This window comes from Mesotoga sp. UBA5825, assembly GCF_002432955.1.
GTDB lineage: Bacteria > Thermotogota > Thermotogae > Petrotogales > Kosmotogaceae > Mesotoga.
On record NZ_DJHG01000099.1, the window covers coordinates 42,162 to 64,640 of the forward strand.

The 22,479-nt window shown below is 44.8% G+C and carries 22 protein-coding genes and 1 other RNA gene; 3 read left to right on the forward strand and 20 right to left on the reverse strand.

Annotated elements, in window-relative coordinates; genetic code table 11:
- Positions 1-17: 17 nt before the first annotated feature.
- Genes B3N33_RS10020 through hpt form a run of 8 tightly spaced genes read right to left on the reverse strand, consistent with a single transcriptional unit; the run spans position 18 to position 8,162 of the window.
- Complete coding sequence (locus B3N33_RS10020) at positions 18-377, reverse strand: response regulator (protein WP_214060387.1); 360 nt, start codon at positions 375-377, stop codon at positions 18-20.
- On the reverse strand, positions 355-3,066 hold the full coding sequence (locus tag B3N33_RS10025) for a GAF domain-containing sensor histidine kinase (protein WP_292590354.1): 2,712 nt from the start codon (positions 3,064-3,066) through the stop codon (positions 355-357). The genes B3N33_RS10020 and B3N33_RS10025 overlap by 23 nt, the downstream gene beginning before the upstream one ends.
- Positions 3,063-3,512, reverse strand: coding sequence for a Mut7-C RNAse domain-containing protein (locus B3N33_RS10030; protein ID WP_292590355.1), 450 nt, complete (start codon positions 3,510-3,512; stop codon positions 3,063-3,065). Before B3N33_RS10030 ends, B3N33_RS10025 begins: the two co-directional genes overlap by 4 nt.
- Positions 3,509-4,066 carry a 16S rRNA (guanine(966)-N(2))-methyltransferase RsmD gene (gene rsmD, locus B3N33_RS10035; RefSeq protein WP_214060389.1) on the reverse strand — a complete coding sequence of 186 codons (558 nt, stop codon included), beginning with the start codon at positions 4,064-4,066 and terminating at the stop codon, positions 3,509-3,511. The genes B3N33_RS10030 and rsmD overlap by 4 nt, the downstream gene beginning before the upstream one ends.
- Position 4,067: 1 nt before the next feature.
- A complete protein-coding gene (recG, locus tag B3N33_RS10040) occupies positions 4,068-6,425 on the reverse strand; it encodes an ATP-dependent DNA helicase RecG (protein ID WP_292590356.1) in 2,358 nt (785 codons plus the stop codon).
- Complete coding sequence (locus tag B3N33_RS10045) at positions 6,425-7,321, reverse strand: DegV family protein (protein WP_214060391.1); 897 nt, start codon at positions 7,319-7,321, stop codon at positions 6,425-6,427. The genes recG and B3N33_RS10045 overlap by 1 nt, the downstream gene beginning before the upstream one ends.
- Positions 7,318-7,629, reverse strand: a complete 312-nt coding sequence (locus B3N33_RS10050; RefSeq protein WP_099828783.1) for a hypothetical protein — start codon at positions 7,627-7,629, stop codon at positions 7,318-7,320. Before B3N33_RS10050 ends, B3N33_RS10045 begins: the two co-directional genes overlap by 4 nt.
- Entirely contained in the window at positions 7,629-8,162 is a 534-nt protein-coding gene (hpt, locus tag B3N33_RS10055) for a hypoxanthine phosphoribosyltransferase (protein ID WP_214060392.1), read from the reverse strand. Before hpt ends, B3N33_RS10050 begins: the two co-directional genes overlap by 1 nt.
- A gap of 171 nt (positions 8,163-8,333) precedes the next feature.
- Between hpt and trmB the strand changes: the two genes are divergently transcribed.
- Entirely contained in the window at positions 8,334-9,275 is a 942-nt protein-coding gene (gene trmB, locus B3N33_RS10060) for a tRNA (guanosine(46)-N7)-methyltransferase TrmB (RefSeq protein WP_292590357.1), read from the forward strand.
- Between the two features lie 118 nt (positions 9,276-9,393).
- Here trmB and fabF read toward each other — a convergent pair whose 3' ends face one another.
- From fabF to B3N33_RS10080, 4 genes are read right to left on the reverse strand one after another with little or no spacing between them, the layout of a single operon-like run.
- A complete protein-coding gene (fabF, locus tag B3N33_RS10065; protein WP_292590358.1) occupies positions 9,394-10,617 on the reverse strand; it encodes a beta-ketoacyl-ACP synthase II in 1,224 nt (407 codons plus the stop codon).
- Between the two features lies 1 nt (position 10,618).
- The gene (gene acpP / locus B3N33_RS10070; RefSeq protein WP_099828787.1) at positions 10,619-10,867 is read right to left on the reverse strand and encodes an acyl carrier protein; all 249 of its coding nucleotides are present in this window, start codon (positions 10,865-10,867) and stop codon (positions 10,619-10,621) included.
- A gap of 27 nt (positions 10,868-10,894) precedes the next feature.
- Positions 10,895-11,830, reverse strand: a complete 936-nt coding sequence (fabD, locus tag B3N33_RS10075) for an ACP S-malonyltransferase (protein ID WP_214060395.1) — start codon at positions 11,828-11,830, stop codon at positions 10,895-10,897.
- Positions 11,824-12,777: a DUF561 domain-containing protein gene (locus tag B3N33_RS10080; protein WP_292590359.1), complete on the reverse strand. Its 954-nt coding sequence runs from the start codon at positions 12,775-12,777 to the stop codon at positions 11,824-11,826. Before B3N33_RS10080 ends, fabD begins: the two co-directional genes overlap by 7 nt.
- Positions 12,778-12,909: 132 nt before the next feature.
- Here B3N33_RS10080 and fabZ point away from each other — a divergent pair, with 132 nt between their 5' ends.
- Positions 12,910-13,323, forward strand: a complete 414-nt coding sequence (gene fabZ / locus B3N33_RS10085) for a 3-hydroxyacyl-ACP dehydratase FabZ (protein WP_214060397.1) — start codon at positions 12,910-12,912, stop codon at positions 13,321-13,323.
- Between the two features lie 103 nt (positions 13,324-13,426).
- On the opposite strand, the gene B3N33_RS10090 is transcribed toward fabZ, so the two are convergent.
- Positions 13,427-14,824 (reverse strand): Do family serine endopeptidase, encoded by a 1,398-nt coding sequence (locus B3N33_RS10090; RefSeq protein WP_214060398.1) that lies wholly within the window; start codon positions 14,822-14,824, stop codon positions 13,427-13,429.
- A 123-nt stretch (positions 14,825-14,947) separates the two neighbouring features.
- Here B3N33_RS10090 and B3N33_RS10095 point away from each other — a divergent pair, with 123 nt between their 5' ends.
- Positions 14,948-16,222 carry an SLC13 family permease gene (locus tag B3N33_RS10095; protein ID WP_214060399.1) on the forward strand — a complete coding sequence of 425 codons (1,275 nt, stop codon included), beginning with the start codon at positions 14,948-14,950 and terminating at the stop codon, positions 16,220-16,222.
- Here the strand turns inward: B3N33_RS10095 and B3N33_RS10100 are convergent.
- The 7 genes from B3N33_RS10100 to B3N33_RS10130 all read right to left on the reverse strand — a co-directional run bounded on the left by B3N33_RS10100 (position 16,154) and on the right by B3N33_RS10130 (position 22,280).
- Positions 16,154-17,896 (reverse strand): YgiQ family radical SAM protein, encoded by a 1,743-nt coding sequence (locus B3N33_RS10100; protein ID WP_214060400.1) that lies wholly within the window; start codon positions 17,894-17,896, stop codon positions 16,154-16,156. The genes B3N33_RS10095 and B3N33_RS10100 overlap by 69 nt on opposite strands.
- 20 nt (positions 17,897-17,916) lie before the next feature.
- An RNA gene (rnpB, locus tag B3N33_RS10105) (RNase P RNA component class A) lies at positions 17,917-18,245 on the reverse strand.
- Positions 18,246-18,249: 4 nt separating this feature from the next.
- Positions 18,250-19,155, reverse strand: coding sequence for a TIGR01212 family radical SAM protein (locus tag B3N33_RS10110; protein ID WP_292590360.1), 906 nt, complete (start codon positions 19,153-19,155; stop codon positions 18,250-18,252).
- Positions 19,145-19,654 (reverse strand): hypothetical protein, encoded by a 510-nt coding sequence (locus tag B3N33_RS10115; RefSeq protein ID WP_292590361.1) that lies wholly within the window; start codon positions 19,652-19,654, stop codon positions 19,145-19,147. The genes B3N33_RS10110 and B3N33_RS10115 overlap by 11 nt, the downstream gene beginning before the upstream one ends.
- A complete protein-coding gene (folK, locus tag B3N33_RS10120) occupies positions 19,651-20,181 on the reverse strand; it encodes a 2-amino-4-hydroxy-6-hydroxymethyldihydropteridine diphosphokinase (protein ID WP_214060403.1) in 531 nt (176 codons plus the stop codon). The genes B3N33_RS10115 and folK overlap by 4 nt, the downstream gene beginning before the upstream one ends.
- The gene (locus tag B3N33_RS10125) at positions 20,171-21,517 is read right to left on the reverse strand and encodes a B12-binding domain-containing radical SAM protein (protein WP_292593231.1); all 1,347 of its coding nucleotides are present in this window, start codon (positions 21,515-21,517) and stop codon (positions 20,171-20,173) included. Before B3N33_RS10125 ends, folK begins: the two co-directional genes overlap by 11 nt.
- Positions 21,483-22,280 (reverse strand): type III pantothenate kinase, encoded by a 798-nt coding sequence (locus B3N33_RS10130; protein WP_214060532.1) that lies wholly within the window; start codon positions 22,278-22,280, stop codon positions 21,483-21,485. Before B3N33_RS10130 ends, B3N33_RS10125 begins: the two co-directional genes overlap by 35 nt.
- Between the last annotated feature and the right edge of the window lie 199 nt (positions 22,281-22,479).

A 22,479-nucleotide genomic window follows, 5' to 3' on the forward strand; every position in this document is an offset into this window, starting at 1 on the left:
TCCTCCTTCTCCAATTTTCAGTTCTCTTCCAGGAGTCTTTTGATCTGAGACTTCAATTCCGAGAAATCGGGTGACTTAACGACATACGCGTCAGCGGCCCAAGAAGAGAGATCATGTTTGTAGTGTGTATACGCTGTCAAAAGAACGATCTTCTTATCGGGATATTTTTCGCGCAATATGCCGGCTAGCTCAAGTCCATTTATCCCTTCCATTTCAACATCGATAGTAATGAGATCAAACGATGTTCCCTGCTTTAAGATGCTCAGAGCTTCTTCTGCGCTACTTGAGCCCTCGACTTCATATCCCGATTCCTTGAGCTCTTCTTCAAGGAGTAGCCTCATGTTCTTTTCATCTTCAACTATCAGCACTCTTTTCAAGATCAAACCTCCCAACTCTTCTAGTCGGCAACCTGAAAGTGAAGTTAGTTCCTCCGCTTCCGCTTGAAGCGGAAATCTCTCCCCCGTGTTCCTCAACAATCTTCTTGCATATCGAAAGTCCTAGACCCGTGCCAAGGGTCTTGGTAGTGAAGAACGGCTCAAAGATACGCTTCAAGGTCTCCTCTGGTATCGTTCTTCCGCCATTCCAGACGGAAAAGTCTATACTATCATCTTCTTCTTGAATAGTTATCCGTACTTCACCATCACTTTCAGAAGCCTCAATAGCGTTCTGAACAAGGTTAATTATTACCTGTTTAATCCTGTCTTTGTTGCCGTAATACTCAATTTTATCTTTTCTTGAGTATAGAACAAGTTTAACACTTTCTTGGTCGGCTTTTTCTTCAAAACCGGCAAGTATCTCGCGTGTTATGGAAACGAGATCGAACTCCTCGTCCGTTGTTACACTCCTTCTTCGCGAGGCTTCTAGTACTTCTCCAACTATGCTGTCGAGTCTACGGAGTTCGTCCATAAGTATCTTCGCATATTCTCTAGTTTTTTCCCTGTCGGAAGAGGCCAGAATCCTCTTAACAAAACCGCCGATTATCGTGATGGGGTTTCTGATTTCGTGAGCAACTTTGGCAGACATTTCTCCGAGAGCAGCGAGTTTTTCTCTGCTTTTCAACTCCTGTTCCAGCTTTCTTCTTCTAGTTATTTCATCTAGAGATAGAATCACACCGGTAAGCTTCTTTCTTCTCTCTTCTCTCAAGGGTGTTATTTGAACATCGAAATACTTGTCGCCAAAAGCGTTAAAATGCTGATCAGTCAAAGTAATCGTCTCTCCAATTCTCATCGCGTCAAAGAGTAGTTCGATGATACCGTCGAGTTTCAAATTCATGGACTGGATGCTCTTTCCGATAAGGTCATTTCTATTGACGTCAAGAAGGAACTCAGCGGTTCTGTTTACCTCTGTTATTTTGCCTTCAACCGAACAGACGATTATTGCCGATTCGAGAGACTGAAGAATACTTGATACAAACCTACGATAGTAATTAGATAGGTTTTTCTCCTTCTCAAGGCTCTCAGCCATTTGGACAATTCTCTCGTAGTTCTCCGTAAGCTCCAGAGCTACCCCTGTGCTGTCGGCAAGCAACCCGAGAATCTCCGTATCGGCATTGCTGATTCTCTTTCCAGAATCACTGTTGTCGATTATCAGAATTCCTAATACTTTTTCTTCACCGGATACGGGAACAATCAAGTATTCATCTGAACCGATGATCCTATTGAGAAGAGCCAACTCTTCCCCTCTCAGCCTAAGCATTTCGGGTGTGACATGAACGATTTTCTTCCTCAGGACTACTCTCTCAAGGATGATATTACCCGGGTAAGAAATCAACGCCCCAGATTCATTTTCATCTTTTGAAGATTCCTCAAGCGACACATCCTGAAGATATCTTGCTAGATCGCTATACACTGATCTGTCCGAGTTTTCTCTGCTTTTTGAGAGCATTTTGCTCTCTTCAACAAGAACAGAACGTGCGTTATCCACTCTGAAGAATATTGCTCTATCGAATTTAAGTCCGGAGGAGTGGGTTGCGCCCATAAGAAGAATTCTAATTATTCTCTCTCTGTCAAGGCTTCTCTTCATTGCCTCTGTGATTTTGTGAAGCACGCTCAATTTGAAGAGTTGCTCTTTCTGTTCGCTTATTAGTTCCTCATGCTTCTTTCCGAGCTGCCTGAGTTTTCTCACTTCTATTTCCAGTCGAGAAGTAAGTCTTAACCTACTTATGGCAAATGCCATCCTTCTACTCATATCATCAAGCATCTTCAAATCTTCTCTGTCAAGGTGTTTGTAAGCTCTGAATTCACCTTCTACCTCTTCTCTATCGGCAGCAACAATCAATCCAACTACCATTCCCTCGACCAAGAGTGGAACTGCTATGAACGAACCCACGGAGACTTCTTCTGTGAAGATTACTGATGAAAGATCCGACTTCTTGGCTGAAACAAAAAGCCTCTCTCTTGAGAGAACATCAAGTTGCTCATCGGAAATACTCATCTCTATTCCTCGTAAAGGACTTGTTCCTTCACCAATCGCTGCCCTAAGGTGAAATGAGGTGTCAAGCCTTTCAAGAAAGAAGATCCATCTAACCCTTAACATCTCTCTGGCAATTTCAAGAGATCTATATACAAGCTCTTCCGAATCGGTTTCCGTTTCGAGAACCGAAGTCAATCGAGAGACAAGCTTCAGTCTCCTGTAGCCTTCTTCTTCTAGCGATCTCTTGATTGAATAGTGCAGAACCATTTCTAGCTCCTTTATCCAGCTTCCGAGTGAGCCTTTGACTTTAGATTTTGTAGGGAAGGTCAAAAGGCCAAGCGGTTCACCCTCGCAAAACAAACCTATGAACTTAACCTTTTCCTTGTGTTCCTCGAGATGAGTAGAAAGGACTATCTCCTTCTCGAACACTTCAGCTTTGTTTAGTTCTCTCAGAAAGGGATTCTTATTCAATCCAATTTCCCTTCCTGTACGGGTGAATCCTTCTCTGAAATTCACTTCCTTGAAGACATCCCGGTACTTCTCCAGAATAAAGAGTGATGGTTCCGATGAGATTTCCAGCGCTATTCTTTTCAGTATTCTCTGGATTATCTCATCAGAAGATGTTTCAAACCCCGTTCCTCTCAGTTCAATCACCACTTCTCGACAATCTCTATTATCAGTCTCATGTGCTCAACATGACTTCCCTCCCAGTAGATATGACCGCATTTCTTGCACTTTGAGAAGCTCTCTTTTGTAAGTAGTATATAGTCCGGTACTCCGCAAAGATCTTCAAGAGAGGCTATTTCTAGCTCGCCGTTGCATTTTGAACATCTGCTGAGGAAATCGATATCTTTGTAATTTATCCTGAACCTGTGAACGACCGACTTCAGTTGCGACTTCCAGTTCTCAGATTTGATAAGGTAACATCTGATCCTGAATCTCATTGCAATTTCGAGAGCTTTCCTGCTCTTGGTAAGAAATACGTCTCGATTACTGACAGCTCCTTCAATCTCATTTCTTGAGCATATCTCGGTGTCGAAGCCAAGAAACCGGAGCTTCTTCGCCAGCTTTGTAAGAGAGTCTTCAACTAGGAACTTCATTTCTTCACCATGATCGAGAATACTATCCCTGCATATTCTCTTTGATCGATAAGCCTAAACAGAGTACCGGTTCTTGCAAGAGAATCGCTTTCTCTCTTTGAAGTTTCGACTATCAGGAGACTTCTAGAGTTTAGAACGACAGAGTTTTGTTCTAGCAATTCAATAAGAGGTTTAATATATTGTTCATCAAAAGGGGGATCTGCAAAGATAATATCAAATTCAACACCCTTTCTTACGAGGGAAGGGATGGCTCTGCGAAAGTCGGAGCAGACTATTTTCAAGTCCGCTGAAGGATCAAGTCCATTCTTGCTTTCGAGAATTGATTGACATGCCTTCTTTGATGAATCAACTGATGTTACATCTATTGCGCCTCTACTCAATGCTTCAAAAGAAATTATTCCGCTTCCTGAGAAGAGATCAAGAAAGGTCTTCGAGCTCACGTCCACTATATCGAAAAGGGCCTTTCTGGCGGACTGAGGTGTATATCTTGTACTCCTCCTTGGAGGAGTCTTTATAGATCGTCTAGCCCACTTCCCTCCCGTTATGACCAACATACTATCCAACCTCTATCAATCTTACTCTTTCCGAGTATAGCCTCTGCATTTCGATTCTGAGAGCTCCATGCTCCAGAAGATCGGGGTCTCTTTCAATAGTCTCCTGAGCATCTTCCCTGGCTTTGAAAAGGAGATCTCGATCATCGACAATGTCGCCGAGAAGAAATTGAGGCATTCCGTGCTGCCTCAAACCAACGAACTCACCGGGGCCTCGAAGTCTAAGATCGAGCTCAGCAACATCAAATCCACTTGCGGTCGAAGCAAACTCTCTCAACCTCGAGAGCGCTTCGCCCGAAATCGCCCGGTTCATTAGCATGACGCAGATCGACTTGAGATTGCTTCTTCCTACACGTCCTCTGAGCTGGTGAAGTTGCGCCATTCCAAATCTTTCGGGGTGTTCAATAACCATAACGGTTGCCGAAGGTATATCAATTCCTACCTCAACAACAGTTGTGGAAACAAGAATCATGCTCTTCTTTGATTTGAATCTCTGCATAATCTCTTGCTTTTCGGTGTCGGTTAGTCTTCCATGGAGCAGTTCCACTCCTGTACCAGGGAAGACTTTCTCTCTTAGCCTTGCCGCTTCATCTGTTGCATTTTTCAGGTCCACTTGCTCTGACTCTTCTACGAGAGGATAAATGAAGAAAATCTGATGACCCATCTTTATTTCCTCAGAAATGAATGAATAGAGATGATCGATCCTGCTTCGGGCAAGCAGTATCGTTCGTACTGGCGATCTTCCTTTTGGCATCGTATGAATTGTTGATACGTCAAGATCACCGTATACCGTCAAGGCAAGTGTTCTGGGGATAGGAGTCGCAGTCATGACAAGACTATCAAGAAGTCTCCCCTTTGAAGTCAATGTTTCACGTTGCTTAACTCCGAACCTGTGCTGTTCGTCAACCACAACAAGACCAAGGCTTCTGAACTCCACACCCTCCTGAATTAGGGAATGGGTTCCAACCACTACGTCTATCTCTCCCTTTGTCAATCTGGTTCTGATACTCTCCTGATCAGTCTTCTTGAGTGAACCAGTCAACAGTGCGACGTCGATACCGAGCGGTTCAAGATCCTTCTTCATCTTTTCGAAGTGCTGCATTGCCAAGACAGACGTTGGAACCATCAAGGCGCTCTGATATCCAGCTTCATAGTTGTCTGTGATTGCCAGTTCGGCTACAAGTGTCTTTCCAGAGCCCACATCTCCCTGAAGCAACCTGCTCATTGGCGAGGTGGCCCTCATATCATCTCTTATCTCTCTGAAAGCCTTTACCTGATCTTCTGTTAACTCAAAGGGCAGGGACTCTACAAGTCTTTCGGCGAGAATCCCGGCGATTTCCTTAGGTAGGCCTTGGTATTTACACCTCATCTGTCTTCTACGAGAAAGAACTGCAATCTCAAATAAGAAAAACTCTTCATATGCAAGCGTTTCGCGAGCCTTTCTTGCTTCGAACATGCTCTTGGGAAAATGTATCGCAGTGAATGAATGCTTTCTTTCGAGGAGCTGCCTTCTTTCTTTGATCTTCAGAGGGATAAGGTTTTCTAGGGATCTCACAACACCAAGATTGCGCTTGGTTATTTTCCTCATCATTTTCATAGAGATTCCTGAAGTAAGGGAGTAGACGGGCAGAATCTCACCCGAGACTTCGCCATTCACTTCTTCGATTTCCGGAGAGTTCATCTCCAGAGGACCAAATGGGGTCTTCTTTGCCAATCCGTGAATGAGATACTCTTTGTCTTTCTTGAGCTTTTGTAGAATGTAGTCCTGATTGAACCATTTGAGAAGCAGTTGACCGAAGCCATCGCCTGCGACTGCAGAGATTATCGTGTAGCCTGAAACCTTCTTAACTGAGAAGTTAAGTATTCTCGCCCTTACACTTACCTTGGAATCAGCTGAAAGTGACGAAATCGGGAGAATCACCCTTCGATCTTCGTAGTCTCTCGGAAAGTAATAGATTAGATCACCAATTGTTTCGATATCCATTCTCTTAAGAATTTTGGATCTTGCTTCACCGACTGAGTAAGCATACTTTATGGGTGTTGAGAGTGATGCGGGCCTTCCTAGTAGCGCCTCGATTTCGTCAACAGTTCGCAGAAGGAAAATCCTTCTCAACTTTGCTACCATTTCGAGTCCATTTATCAGTCTCTTTTTCCTTCTATCTTGACTAAGCGCTTCGCTTTTCGAGAAGTAGGAGACGAATTTGGACAAGTATTCGTTGAGTAAGGGAAATCGGGAAAACTCCTCTTTGTCTGTCTGAGATACGATTCGCTTCAGTTCTGAGAAGAGAACTTCATTGTCTCTTCCTGAGAGCGAAGCTTCGAAAAGCATTTCACATTCGTCAAGGACTTGCTCAAAAAGCATTACTTTCTTTCTTTCTCCCCGTAACACGCCAGGCCAAAGACTGCGGGTCCGCTATGGCAGGCTATTGTTGGCCAGATTCTTCCGGTAACAAGTTCAATCTCATTTCTTTGGATGCCTAAATTCTCTTCGATCAACTCGACGGTTTTTTCGGTTGTTTCTTTCGCAATATCCGAGTACTCCTCGCTCCCGTAGATCGAGTACAAAACAACTGATTCTCTCCTTCTCTCGAGAAACTCAAGGACGTTTGAAACCATCTGCTCCTGCAACTTCTTCATACCTCTAAGCTTCGCCACAGGACTAATATATCCTTCTTCATCAACTGAAAGAATCGGCTTGATGTTGAGCAAGGTTCCGGCTAGCCCCTGTGCTTTTCCTATTCTTCCATTCTTTATCAAGTATTTCAGCGTGGGAACGCTGAATTCCATGAACGTGTCTTGAATTATCTCCGGCACTCTCGATATTGCCTCATCGATCTCCAACCCTCGTTCTATTAACTCAATAAGTTTCTTAGCGATCAAATGAGCTCCAATAGAGACTTTTCTGGTATCAACAACTGTGACTTCCAGCCCCTCCACCATTTTGGAGGCCATAACGCAAGTATCATACAGACCCGACATCTTCGATGAGAAATGAATATCAAGTAGCTTCGTGTAACCTTTTGACTTTATGTCATTGTAGTAATCAAGAACCTGTCCGAGTGGCGGTTGAGCTGTGTGAAACTCTCTGGAGCTTTCGACGATATTGTAGAAAACATTCTCCATGAAGTCAAACTCGTCGTTATATTCCTTGTCATCAATAATGATTTTCATTCCCATGAAAAAGAGTTTATGCTCCTCAACGAAACTTCTCGTTGGCGCACAACCTGAATCAACGGATACCGCAATCAATTCGTTCACCTTCCTTCGGCGAAAATCTGCTCTTGGTCGTCTCCGTTATCTATTCTCACGCACCATCTACCATCGACAAAATCAGTCTCCAGTGAATACCCGTTAAGTTCCACAGCAAGTGGTCTGCCATTATCTATGCTGAACTGAAGAAGTCTTTCGGCAGAAACCCTTACTCCTCTCTTTACTGAAGCCTCAAGCATTAACTGCGTGTTTTTGCGATTTGAGTTCACTACACTCAGTGCAAAAAAAGAAGTTATCATACAGATACTCAGAAGTAAGACAGAGAGAACAAGTGTAACAATGTTGCCTCTTCTCATCAATCACCTTTCAAATAACCTACGTAAGGTAGATTTCTGTATACTTCATCATAGTCAAGTCCATATCCAACAATGAACTGATCGCCTATTCTTTCGCCGGTAAAGTCTATCACAACTCCATGATCGTGAATAGTCTTTTCAAAGAGCGAGACCAGTTTCACGTCTGCCGGTTTCTGCTTCCAGATATAGTTTATTATGTATCTCAAAGTTCCTCCGGTGTCAACTATGTCTTCAACAAGAAGAACGTAACGGTCCGTAACAGATTCATCCACCCATGTCTTCACACGAATTCTTCCCGTAGTGGAGACTCCTGAATAACTGGAAACATGAACGAAATTATAGCGCACCTTCAACTCAAGTCTCTTTAGGAGATCGCTATAGAAATGAACTGAGCCCTTCAGAATGCAGACAGCCGTTATCTCTTCAGTAATCGGGGAGTAGTAACTGTTGATTTCTTCTGCAAGTCTACTAACAATTCTCTCAAGGGCCTCTTCTGAGTAAAGAACCGCGATCTTAGCAGGATCAAAGAGCATTTCCTTCACCTCCGGCAGTCATGATAATTATACCATCGTAGAAAGACTATGAAACGATCTATTCTTATGAAGCATTAAGTGGAAATGCGAGGTTGAGTAGGTTACAATCCTTCTTGTGAAGTTGCACGGATTTCTTGGCTAATCTTTTTGCCTACAGAATGGGGCGATTGTATGGATCAGCATTTTCTGAGTAATTACCTCGACGCTTCCGAATATGAGATTCCTCTAGATTTGCCTACAATCTTTGGGAGGGAAAGCGAAACATACCTGGAAGTGGGGTTCGGTAGTGGCGAGTTCCTTGTTCAGAAAGCGATTGATAATTCTGCAAAAGATTTCCTGGGAGTTGAGTTGTCTGTAATAAGCACAGAGAAACTTCTTAAATCGCTTAAGAGAGAGCTTGTAGAAAACGTCCGAGTGCTTCTGACGGATGCGTCTTTCTGTTTAAATAACGTAATTCCTAAGGATTCACTGTCCGGTGTTTATATGAATTTCCCCTGTCCGTGGCCAAAGAAAAGACATTCAAATCGGCGGCTGAACGACCTCAATTTCGTTTTGAAGATTGGGCGGGTTCTAAAAAAAGGGGGTTTCTTTCAGCTCTATTCCGATTCGAAGGAATTCATCTCTGAGATGAGCTCGAGCGTAGACCTAACTGGTCTCTTCGATTCGGACACAGTCGAAATAAATCCAACGGCCGGAGTGGGAACTAGATACGAGAGAAAATGGCTGGCTATGCAGAGGGAGATATTCAGACTCATCTGTAGAAGAAACAGCAAAGCAGTGAAATGTGAAGAGGATGTGGTTAACTTGTCGCATTTGTGGGTGAAGAACATCGACAAGTCCCGGCTCGATAGAGTTGCAGGGCGGTCGTTTTCTAGTGATGAGATGTTTGTCAAGTTCATGGGGGTCTACAGAAAGCTTGACAATGAGGTCTTTCTAATTGAGACTCTTTCGGTTGACAGAGGCTATTCTCAAAGATTCTATATAAGTCTTTCCAAAAGGGAAGAAGTTTGGCTGATTCAACTAGATAGTCAAGCGAAACCTTTTAGGACCAGAGCGGTAAAATTCGCCGTTAGAACGCTATCTCGGATACTTGGTGACGAAAGTCGAGCTTAATAGTGAGGCGCATTTTTGGGAAGTTCTGCTTTTCTTAATAGGGTAGGAAGCGCTTTCATTGAACCGGGCAAATCATAGCTATGGCGGGGCGCAGATGCGCCCCGCCCGATTAAGATAGTTAGAGCTTCTTGAATAGCAAAGAAGCGTTATGGCCTCCAAAGCCAAATGAGTTTTTTAGGGCGTAGTTGATTTTCCTATCAACTCCTGAATTTGGTGTGTAGTTCAGATTGCATTCAGGATCGGGGATAGAGTAATTAATCGTTGGTGGAACGAAAGAGTTCTGAATTGCAAGAAGAGTTGCTACAGATTCAATTGCTCCTGCGGCTCCCAGGGCATGTCCGACCATTGACTTCGTGGAACTTATGTTGAGCCCATTACTACTCCCAAATAGACGCTTTATGGCTCGTGTCTCCATCAAGTCGTTTAAGGGTGTAGAAGTGCCGTGAGCGTTAATATAGTCAACTTCTGATGGGTCAACTTCGGCTTCTTCAAGAGCCATTTTCATAGCTCTGTAAGCTCCATCGCCAGATTCCTCGGGTGAAGTGATATGAAACGCATCATCGGTTGAACCGTATCCGGCGATTTCCCCGTAGATCTTTGCTCCACGCTTCAAAGCATGCCCGTATTCCTCGATGATCAGTGTTGCGGATCCTTCGGCCATAACAAATCCATCGCGTTCGCGATCAAACGGTCTTGAAGCATTTTCAGGATTTCCACGTGATAGGGCTGTCATATTCGAGAAGCCGGCAAGAGCAAGGGGCGTGATCGTGGCTTCAGAACCGCCGGTCATCGCGATATCGATTATCCCATTTCTTATAAGCCTCGTTGCTTCACCAATCGCATTTGTGCCAGAGGCGCAAGCTGTGGACACAGTGAAGTTTGTACCCTTGAACATGAAACGTATGGCGAGAAGTCCTGGTGCCATATTCGCGATAGTCATGGGAATCAGGAAAGGGCTGATTCTCGAGGGGCCTTTTTCCATCAAGACGGAGTGCTGATCCTCAATGACATCCATTCCGCCTAGACCTACACCATAGACCACCCCAGCCCTTTCAGGATTAGAAATCTTTCCGTCCAGACCGGAATCATCGTACGCCTGGCAAGCACTTGCAACAGCCATCTGAACAAATCTTGCGTTTCTTTTTGCTTCTTTTTTGCCCATAAATGCAACAGGATCGAAGTCTTTTACCTGACCAGCAACCTTTGATCCAAACTGAGTGACATCAAAAGTGTCAATCCAGTCAATACCAGATCTACCAGATTCTAGCGACTCCCAAAACTCCGATAGGTTCTTTCCTATTGAACAAATTATACCCATTCCAGTTATTACGACTCTTCTCATCCTATCTTTCTTCCAGTTTGATTATGAATTTCACAACGTCATCGATGGTCTTGAAGCTTGCAGTCTGACTGTCGCTGATCTGGATATCAAATTTGTCTTCAAGTTCCATTACAAGATCTACCAAGTCAAGGGAGTCAGCTCCAAGATCTTCTATGAATCTTGAACTTCCGACGATTTCTCCAGCTTCAATACTCAGATTCTCTGCTACGATCGAAATCACTCTTTCCTGTACAGTAGACGTCTTTTCCATTGAACTCACCTCTCATTTAAAAGTATTTTAGTTAGCGATTTCCTGGAATTCTCTTATTACTTCAAGGCTTTCGCAATCTGTTGTGCTAATCGAAACGTTTCTATCAATCTTCTTCATAAATCCGCTAAGAACCTTTCCGGGTCCTACTTCAATGAATCTGTCCGAGCCAAGTTGTATCATTCTTCTTATTGATTGTTCCCATTTAACTGGCTTATATGCCTGGGAGATTATGAGTTCTTTGATTTCCTCTGGATCTTCGGGGAAGAAGTCTCCAGTGACGTTTGAGATCACGGGGATTCTAGGAGGACTCACCTTGACGTCCTTCAGAAAGTCCCGCAAGACATCGCCTACTGGCTGTAAGAATCGACTGTGAAAAGGTGCGCTGACGGAAAGCTCAACGCACTTTCTAGCACCTGCTTCCAGTGCCATTGAAGTTACCAAACGCACTTTTTCTGTAGTTCCCGAAACCACAACCTGGCCTGGACAGTTGTAATTGGCAACGATAACTTCTTCTTCAGAAGAGATTTCCAGACAGATTTTCTCTACGACCTCATTGGGTAAACCTATGATTGCCGCCATTATTCCTTCACCGGGTGGAATTGCTTCTTGCATCGCTATTCCCCTCAACCTGACAAGTCGAAGAGCATCAGCGTACTCAAGTGATCCCGCAACAGTAAGCGCGCTGAATTCTCCAAGAGATAGACCTGCTACAATATCAGGTTTAGCACCCCTTTCCGAGAGGAAATCCGAAAGAGCGATGCTGACAGAGAGAATAGCCGGCTGAGCATTCTGTGTAAGAGTCAACTCACTTTCCGGACCTTCAAGCATCAATCTTAACATATCAAATCCAAGCATTCGGCCCGAGAGCCCAATGAATTCTCGTATTATGGCGCTTTCCTCGAACAGCGTCTTTCCCATTCCAACGTACTGACTCCCCTGACCAGGAAATATCCATGCTACCATCTCTTGATCCCTCCCAAAACTTCGATGACCTCTTCGGCTTCCCCGATGATTTCTTCCAACAACTCACTTACGCTTTTGATGTCTCTGATCAATCCACTAGATTGACCGGCCATGAGCGAGCCAAAATTGAGATCACCTTCTCTTGCGGCTCTTTTAAGGCCGCCAATCGCCACTCTTTCAATTGCCTCGACTCCGTTACCTTGTCTTTCAAGTTCTTCAATCTTCCTAGTCAATTTATTTCGGAAGGCTCTGACAGGATGTCCGGTTGAGATCCCTGTAACGACTGTATCAAGCTCATTTGATGAAAGAACTCTTTCTTTGTAATTATGGTGTGCCGAACACTCCGTCGTGCAAATGAACCTTGTTCCCATCTGGATTCCGCTTGCCCCTAGAGCAAGAGCTGCTACGAGCCCTCTTCCATCTGCGATTCCACCGGCAGCAATAACGGGGATCTTTACTACGGATGCAACGGCAGCCACCAGAACCATTGTTGTCACCTTTCCGATATGGCCACCGGCTTCCATTCCTTCGGCAATTACTGCGTCAGCACCTTGTTTTTCGAGCCTTCGTGCAAGTGCCGTTGAAGCAACAACCGGGATTACTTTTGTCCCAGAAGACTTGAGCCTTTCAATAATGCGTGATGGGCTTCCTGCACCTGTGGTCACCACCGGTACCTTCTCTCGGCAGACAACTTCTATTTGATCTTCGATGTTCTGAGAGAGAAGCATAATATTTACGCCAAAAGGTTTTGATGTGATCTCTTTTGTTCTTCGGATTTCAGTCTGTAACTCTTCCGCCGAAAGGCTACCGCCAGCAATAATCCCTAACCCGCCAGCATTTGAAACAGCCCCTGCCAAGCCGTTGTCTGAAATCCAGGCCATCCCTCCCTGTAATATTGGATACTTTATTCCTAATAGTTCAGTTAGTGTTCTTCCCTGTCTCGTCAATGTCGTTCCTCCTGGCACGGAAATGCTGATAAAGAGTCAGCAACACTATACCAGGGCCCAAGGAGACCAATAAAGTATGGATTTCGGACGCTTTGCGGTCTTATTGACCGGAAACGCTACAGGAGGAGAGCTTTGAAAGACAAGGAGTATGTTCAAGAGAGAATTCCTCACAGAGACCCTTTTCTGTTAGTGGATGGTGTAACATCTATTGGAGAAACGGAGGCTAAAGCTTACAGAGATATCCTTGAAGATGATCCCGTTTTCAGAGGTCACTTTCCCGGGTGCCCAATCTACCCGGGAGTACTAATAATTGAGGGTCTAGCACAAACGGCGGGAATTCTTCTTCTAAAGCCTGGGACAACCCCTTTGTTCGTAGGAATAGAAAGGGCTCGGTTCAAGACCATAGTTAAACCTCCATGCAGACTCGAATACTCAATCAGACTGATTGGAAGAAAGATGAATCTTGCCAAAATAGATGCTACAGCTTTTGTAGACGGCAAACTTTCTGTCAAGGCAGTTCTACTTGTCACTTCGCTAGATCAATGATTTTGGAAAGAAAAAACCCCTGTGCTATAATTTAGGCGTTGATCCTGCACAGGGGACTAAAGGGGGTAAGCCGTCACCTTCGAAGGGTGACGGCATTTCCGTTTTAGAACTGGAAAGAAGCAACGAATCTTACGCCGCTTCTATAGACGAAGAAAGCCACGTAATCTCCCTCTCTTATGCTATCAACAGCTTCTTCAAAAGCACTTACATTATCAATAGCCACCTGATTTCCATTTATGCTTAAACGGGTTATTATGTCGTCTTTGCCTATGCCCAGCCTGTATACTATTCCTTCTGTGCTTACACTCCTAACGATTATCCCTCTGAACTCTTGAGAAAGGCCGAGACGCTCTCTGTCTTCAGGAGTTATCTCGGAAACTGAGAGGCCTAAAGAGCTCTCGAAAGCTTTTGGCTCTTCACTCTCTTCCTGCGAAGAAGTACTTTCTTGAGAAAGAGTCCCAAGGACTGCAGTTACAACAATTCTCTCTCCGAACCTGTCGATCGTGATTCTAACTTGAGAACCAGCAGGGTAGTTGAGTACAGCTGCTCTAAGCTCAGAGGAGTTTGAGATCTCAAGGTTTTCGAATCCGATTATTACGTCTTGTGGCCTAATTCCCGCCTTGTCAGCAGCTGAGTCAGGTACGACATCGGTTATTAAGGCACCTTTATCAACTTTGAGACCCAACGATCGAGAGATTGCCTCAGTGACGGAGTCCATGTATACTCCCAGATAAGCCCTCTGAACCGATCCCGTTTCGATTATCGAATCAACGAATCTCATAGCAACGTTGATCGGTATTGCGAAGCCAAGAGAAGTCCCAACGTCGGGAGATATAATGGCTGTGTTGATTCCGATAACCTGACCGTAAATGTTGAGGAGTGGACCTCCACTATTACCGGGGTTGATTGCTGCATCAGTCTGGATAAGATTCGAATAGACTCCGTTACCGTCGGGTTTCGGTAGCTGCCTGCCGACAGCGCTGATCACGCCGAGGGTAACTGTGTGTTTTAGACCAAAAGGATTGCCTATCGCAATTGCCCATTCGCCTATCCTAAGAGAGTCGGAGTCACCGACTTCAACAATGGGAAGATCGGCACCGTCAGGTTCGATCTTTATCACGGCAATGTCCAGTTCGGCGTCTCCTCCAATATACTTTGCCGGATAGACGTTGCCGTCGAGAAGAGATACCGATATCTTGTCTGCTCCAGCGACAACATGTTCGTTAGTGAAAATATAGCCATCTTTACTGAAGATGAATCCGGACCCAACGCCGGTCACCTTCTGATCGGGAATTTCACCAAAAAAACGCCTGAAGAATTCCTCGAAACCGTAAGGATCTCTGATGGAATATTTCCTTGTCGCCTCAACGTCTACTTTGACAACTGCTGGTCCTGCTGCTTCAACTACGTTAATAACTGGGCTCTCGTAGCCTTCATTAACCAGGGCCAGAGAAGCCACTGATAACATAACTACAACAAGTACTACAAAAACCTTCTTCATAACTCTGACCTCCTTCTTCGAGTTGGCTACTCCGGTATCAATTTGACTGAAGATTTTTGTTCATTGTTCAAGGAATTGGTTGGTGATATACTGTTATAGTTCATTTTCGAGAGGTGACTTGAAATGCAGTGGTTGTTCGTTCTAGTTGTTTTTGTTCTGGCTTACATTCTCATAATATCTGGTAAATTCAATAGATCTACCGTTGCGTTTGCAGCAGGTATAATCATACTTCTTTCTAAAGTAATACCTAACTTCGATATGAAGGAAATTGGTTTTCTTGTAGACTTCAATACGATAGGCATTCTTATCGGAATGATGATAGTGGTCGGCACTCTTAGGACAACCGGGTTCTTCGAGTTTGTGGCTGTTCATGTTGTGAGGATTTCGAAGGGAAATGTTAGAGCATTATTAGTCTTCTTTATGGTTACAATTGCGCTTTTCTCTGCCTTTCTAGACAACGTCACTACTATACTTCTCTTTGCTCCGGTAATATTTCTTGTTGCGGATTCTCTGGAAGTCTCCCCCAGAAACTTCCTGCTTGCGGGTGTCCTCGCCGCAAACGTTGGAGGAACGGCAACGCTGATTGGAGATCCGCCCAATATCCTTGTCGGTTCAGCGAGTGGATTCGGATTTATGGATTTCATAAGGATAGATGGCCCTATTACTCTCATCGCACTGCTAATAACTGTCGTCTTTCTTGACAGAAGGGTTTTCAAGAGTTATAGATTGATGGGAGACAGACTTCAGCGGCTTGCAAGTATGGATCCCAACAAGGCCATAGTCTCAAAATCCTCACTGTACAAATCGCTGACCGTGTTTTTTGGAATAATAGCAGGATTCCTTCTGCACGACTTGATAGGAGTTGAGCCATCTTTGATTGCCCTCGGCGGTGCTGCTGCTGCGATGATCCTTAGCGGTAAGAGTTTTTCCAGTCTGTCTGAGGATATCGAATGGGACACGATCTTTTTCTTCATGGGGTTGTTTGTGCTTGCGTCGGCACTCCAACAAGTAGGTATTACGTCATCTATTTCTGATCTACTTGGTTCTCTTTCGGGCAACAGGATCATTCTCTTTCTAACACTTTACTGGTTATCTGCACTCATGAGCGGTTTTATCGGTGCGGTGCCGGCTGTAACATTTATGATTCCCGTTATTGAGGGGATGACTGCAAAATACGGAGTTCCCATGGATGTTTGGTGGGTGATATCGATCTCAGCGTGTTTTGGGGGGAGTTTCTCAATTGCGGGCGCCGCAGCCAATATGGTTGGTGTCGGACTGATAGAAAAGCATTCAAGGGAAAAGCTGAGTTATTCGGATTTCTTGAAGTTTTCAATGCCGTTGACGATCATGACCCTTGCTGCCGGTACTGCGTATATCCTTGTGAGGTTTTCCTTCTAGGGTTCGTCTTTCAGTTAAAACCTCTTTTTGTGCTTTTCTAGAACCTGAGGACTTTTCTACAAAGATTGAGTCGCCATTTTCTGAAGTCATCTCAGTGTAATACATAGCCGTGGAGAGTGTCGAAGGTGAAGGAGTGAAAATCTGGACTTGCTCAGGATTATAGCGCATTTTTTCTCGGATAAATCTCTTTAGTTCTTCCATGTCCCGAATCGTGCACCCTGGGTGGGCCGCGATGAAGTAACCAACAACGAAGTTTCTTCTGTCTGAAAGCCGATCAACTTCTTCAAGAAAGCTAGTCAGCATCTTATTCGAGGGTTTGCACATGTGTTCAAGGACATGATCGACTGTGTGCTCTGGAGCTATCTTCAGCTGCCCCGAGACGTGGTTTTTCATTAGTTCCTTCAGAAATTCCTTCCCGTATCTTTTATCACCTAGAATGAGATCATATCTGATGCCCGAGGAGACGAATACATGTTTTACTCCTGGAATTTCTCTCGCTCTTTTTAGAAGAGACAAATATCTTGAATGATCAGGTTCCAAAGAGCCGCACACTTCCGGGAAGAGGCATCTCTTGGTTCGGCAGGCTCCAGCCTTCAGCTTAACCAAACACTCGTAGCCGTACATGTTCGCTGTTGGTCCACCTATGTCAGTTACGGTTCCTTTGAAATTACCATCTCTTGTGAGAGAAATGACTTCGTCAAGAATAGATGTCTCACTTCTTGAGACTACTGTTCTACCCTGATGAAGGGCAATTGCGCAGAAATTGCACTGACCATAGCAACCTCTATGGCTCGTCACTGAATAGCGTACCGTATCAACAGCTTTAACTCTACCTTTGGAGAGAGATACAGGATGCACGGTACGAGTGAAAGGAAGAGAGTAAAATGAGTCCAGCTCCTCTTGAATAACAACTGGCGGTTTGTTCTGAACAACATATCTGTTATCCTGGAGCTGGTAAAGTCGATTCCCTCTTGCGGCATCGGTCTCTTCGTGGATCATTCTGGTGAGCTTGAAGTAATCCTTCTTGTTGCGGACTACAGACTCATGTGATGGGAGTTCCACTCCATCCGGTTTTTCGCTTGACCAGAAAGCTGTACCCTCTACATTGTGAGACACTCTTCCCTGATTAGCAATCTCTCTGGCAATTTCTACAATCGGTTTTTCTCCCATTCCATAAACAAGCAAATCGGCTTTGGAATCAAGGAGAATCGACTTCTTTATTCTGTCGCTCCACCAATCAAAATGAGAGAATCTTCTCAGACTAGCTTCTATGCCTCCAATAACTACAATTGTGTCTTTAAATGCCTGCCTAATTAGGTTAGCATAGACCGTCACTGCCCTATCGGGTCTCTTTCCCCCGATCCCTCCTGGTGTGTAATCATCGCTCTTTCTCTTCTTCCCGGTTGAAGTATAGTTTGCAACCATCGAATCGACATTCCCAGAGGTCACACCAAAGAAGAGTCTTGGTCTTCCCAGCGCTCTGATCTCTGTGGTTGTTCTCCAGTCGGGTTGTGAGATAACACCAATTCTCCACCCATCAGACTCAAGGACCCTGGCTATCATTGCAGTTCCAAAGGAAGGATGATCAACAAAAGCATCCCCCGTTACAAGGATCACATCGAGAACGTTCCAGTTTCTTTCTACCATCTCTTCGGTCGTCATTGGTATATTCATAAGGCACTCCAAAAAGAAAAACGGGAAGCGAAACCGTAAGCCGGATTCTGTTACTGTGACCATCTATCTGGGAGCCATGTTACCATAGCCCTCTTGCATCCTACCCGAAAGGGATTTGGTGGGCATCCTCAGACCCTTTCTGCTTGGACCTGCTCCAGACGGGGGTTACCAGGCCTGCCGGTCGCCCGACAGCCGGTGAGCTCTTACCTTCACCTTTCCATCCTTGCCCTAAGGCGGTCTTCTTTTCTATGGCCCTTTCCGGAGATCACTCTCCCTGGGTATTACCCAGCGCCCCTGCCCATGGAGTCCGGACTTTCCTCGGAATTTCCGCGGTCACACGTTTCGCTTCCCGATTAGATTGCCAAGGCCTTAATGCCCTGATATCTACCTTCAATTATCATCTTTCTCTCGATCATATTCAAGAGCTTGATCTTCGACATTCCCCAGTTACCGAAGAGAGTACCTTCGATCGGCGGATCGGAGACGAGTCTGTGGATTATTACGTTTTCGTTCAAATGCTCAAGAAAGAGAATGACTCTCTCCACAAATTGCTCTGCAGTACCTAGGTCCACTTTTCCCTTCTTATACATTCTCGCTAGCTCAGTGCCTTCAACAATGTACAGAGAGTGAATTTTAACTCCTTCGATACCAAGTACTGAGATCAACCTTGCCGCTTCGCAGACATCCTCTTCGGTATCCCAAGGCAGATTGGCTATCACGTGAGTGACTACCTCAATACCTCTCTTTCTCGCTCTCAATGAAGAATCAACAAATTGTGCAAGCGTATGTCCTCTATTAATAGCTTTCAGAGTGTTAGGATTAATGCTCTGAAGGCCGAGTTCAAGAATAACGTCAACTTCTTCGGAGAACTCCTCCAAAAGATCCAGTACTTCTTCCGACACAAGATCCGGTCTTGTCGAAATGTCCAGTATTACTACATCTTCAATGATAGCCTCTCTGTAAACTGTTCTCAGTCTTTCAATTGGTGCGTACGTATTCGAGTTGGCCTGAAAGTATGCCATGAACTTTCCAATTCCCTTTTTTCTAAGAAGAGATATTCTTTGAAAGAGCTGTTCCCTCAAAGAAAGACTGGAGTCAACAGAGAACCCGCTTCCCGAAGGATCGCAGTATATGCAGCCTCCAATTCCATTGACTTTATGAGGACATGAAAAACCGGCATCAAGTGGGACTCTATGAACATACTCGCCGTACTTAAGCCTCAGGTGAGTCTTCAGATCTTTGTAGGGCTTATGATTCAACGGATCTCACCAGACTCTTTTCGAACTCTCTGAAGGCATCAACTGCAGAGTTTACCTCCTCTTTGGAACTACCTATGAACAAATACAGCCACTTTCCCGAGAACCACGTCTTCACAAATCCTCCATCGATCTTCCCCGAAAATTCTCCATAGATCCACGGTATCGCACTTACGAGCGCTCTGAATTCATTTGAAATTTCTCTAATCAGCGAATACCAGAGACTCGTGGTCCCTGAAGCGGTCTCGAATTTCACTATATATATGCTGAGCTCCTTCGTTCCTTTTGCGAATTCTTTATGAAGAAGAAGAGAGTCTTCATTAAGAGTAAAGCCTAATAGTCTGCCTCCCACACTTGTAGTCGTTGAAATGTCCATGTAGCCACTCATAGTGAATCCTGCGAACCTACCAGGCACCAGGTCAACTCTGGAGCTTCCACAGGAAGAAACCAGAATTACCAGAAACAATAGCGCTACGATGAAACGGGATTGTTTGCCTCTCATTTCTTCACCTCCCGGTCGATTAATTCTCTGAAGCGTCTGGCTTTCAAGAAGGGCTTAGGCCAGTTCTCCTGTCCCAGCCTCTCTAAATGATCCGAAAAGAGAGTGCCGTCTCTCGGGTCCTTAAGCTCCCTATCAATTTCAAGCAAGGGGACCAGAACGAACTTCCTATTAATTATATCGCTATGAGGAACTGTAAGCTCTACTGTCTGGAGAACCGTTTTTCCGTGAAGCAAGATATCGATATCAATCTCCCTCGGACTCCATCTGAATCTTTGAACTCTGCCAATAGCATTTTCAATGAACTTAATATCTCTTATGAGTAACCTGACATCTCCTGAGTAACGGAACTTGCCGACACAGTTCAGGAAATCATCCTGCTCTGTGTTTCCGTACGGTTGTGTAGTGTATACTGACGAGACCTCTAAAAGAGGCAATCCCAATTCGATGAGCTTTGTGAAAGCTTCCGCGATGTAATTCAGTCTGTTGTCGATATTGCTACCAAATGCGAGAAATAGATCACTCTCCACTCAACTTCCTCCGTAATGACCACGCCGCTTCTTTTAGTCGCTGCACAGTGTCCAACGAGAATCCCTGCTTCCACCAGTGCGGAATGATCGAGTTGTCAAGAAGTAGTGGGTCAATATCTTCAGCAAATGAACCTCTTTCAATTAGTTCTTTCCATTGCAGAGTTCCTGGTATAGGCGTGAATTCGTTAAGACTTGGGGACAGGCCTAACTCTTCACAGATTCTCAGTGAGTCCAGTACATCTTCTTCGCTCTGTCCAGGTAGATTCAGCATGATGTAGGCGCTAATCTCCTTGTAGGCGAATCCGGCCTTTGAGAGGTTATCGACGGCTCTGTAGATATCGTTAAGAAAAACTTTCCCCCCTGTGGAAGTTTGCAAGGCTCGATCTGAAGTCTCCAGTCCGATTTTAATTGTCTTGAAGTTATTAGCGTACATCAAATCTGCGGTTTCCCTGTCTACAAATCGCGCGTGCACTCCATTAGGCAGGTGAAACCTTGTTCTTATGCTACGATGTTCGATTTCTTTCATAAGTGTCTTGAAACCGCCACCAACAAGAATCGCGTCATCAAAAAAGACAATGTCTGAGAGATTCGATGATTTAACCAGGTACTCGATATGCTCTGCAGTCTTTGTCGGATCTCTTCTTAAGAAATGGCGCCATAGATAACTACTTGCGCAGTAAACGCATCTGAAAGGGCACCCTAGACTGGTTATTACAACAACATAATGCGGAGATTCGTAGGCCGAGTAATCGGGACTAAGCTCATCAAACCAATCAGACTGAACAGATTTGTTTATTCCGAGGAATTGCAGAGCCTTCTCTATAGGCTTCATTCCCGTTCCGGGACAGACCAAATCTGCTCCGGCATTCCTTTTTGCGTGTTCCGGAAGCAGCGTTGCGTAGACCCCGCCAAGCACAATAGGTATTGACGGCAACTCTTGGCGAACAACCCTTATTGTGTCGCTCACTCCATAATGCCAGTACGTCATCATAGAAGTAACGAAGACACCGTCAACGTGGTCTAGTTGTTGCAGTTTGCTCCTGAATACTTCTTCAGGAAAACCGAACCTCTTGAACCTTCTTGGGATGGAAGCTATACAGTCTGGTTTTGGAACAACGGTTTCCACGAACTTCCCGGTTCCGAAGTATTTTTCTCCTGAACCGGAGGAATATGAGAGAAGGTCCGAATCGTATCGATCGAGACAGTCAACTAAGACTGGTTCAACACTAAGGGTTTTCAGAGCAGAAGATATGTACAATAACCCCAAAGGCTTTAGCCAGTAATCGTAGGCCGATACATCTTCAATCCAAGGATTGATCAGTAATATTCTTTTCAAATGACTTCACTCGATTGTAATAGGATCTTATTCCCTTCAAGGTTAGATAAGGGTCGTCCATTTCTATGAACCCATCTTCGGTAATGAAGAGACGTGCTTTTCCACCCGTTCCAACGATTTTCGGCTTGACATCAAACTGCTTCTCGATTTCGCTAATAATCCCCTGCAGAGCGAAATACGTTCCGTTTACTATACCGATTCTAAGGTTGTCCTCAGTATTCGTTCCGAAGTAGTGGTCTTCAAAGAAGAGCTCGACTTCCGGCAGCTTTGCAGTCCTGGAGAAGAGAGCAGACATCGCCGTTTCAGGTCCAGGAAGAATTGCGCCACCTGCAAATGCGCCATCCATAACAATATCTATGGTAATTGCAGTCCCGACATCGACAACGATTACGTTGGCTCCGTAACATTCCTTCGCGCCCATTACGTTTGCCAGTCTATCGGCACCAATTTCCGAAGGGTTGTCTGTTTCCAGATCGACAGAAACAAACCTATCGGCCTTGACAAACATGGCCGGTTCCAACAGGTATTTTCTAGCGAAGTAATCAATTGTTGAGTTTAGTCTTGGAACAACGCTTGCCACACAAAGCCCTTTTATACTCGAAAGTGAAGCTTGTTCGTACCTCAAGAGTCCTTCAAGAATGACGAATAGTTCATCTTCCGTCTCGAGCCTCAAAGAAGGAAGCCTCCATACAGCCTCTATTTTGCTCCCACTGTCGAGACCAAAAACGGTCGTCGTGTTTCCCACGTCAGCAAGTAACAGCATTCTATACCTCCTAGCTAGATAGTAACATCTCATTTGGACTCTTTGTACTAGCATTGGTTCTGGCTAATCCTTGCTGTTTCACATTATCTTAATAATTCTCTCCACTTGATAGGCAGATGATGTGATGATATAATCTTTCTGCCAGCGCAGGCTGGAGACTGAAAGTGGGAGCGACTCGCTAGCTCAGCAGGTAGAGCAC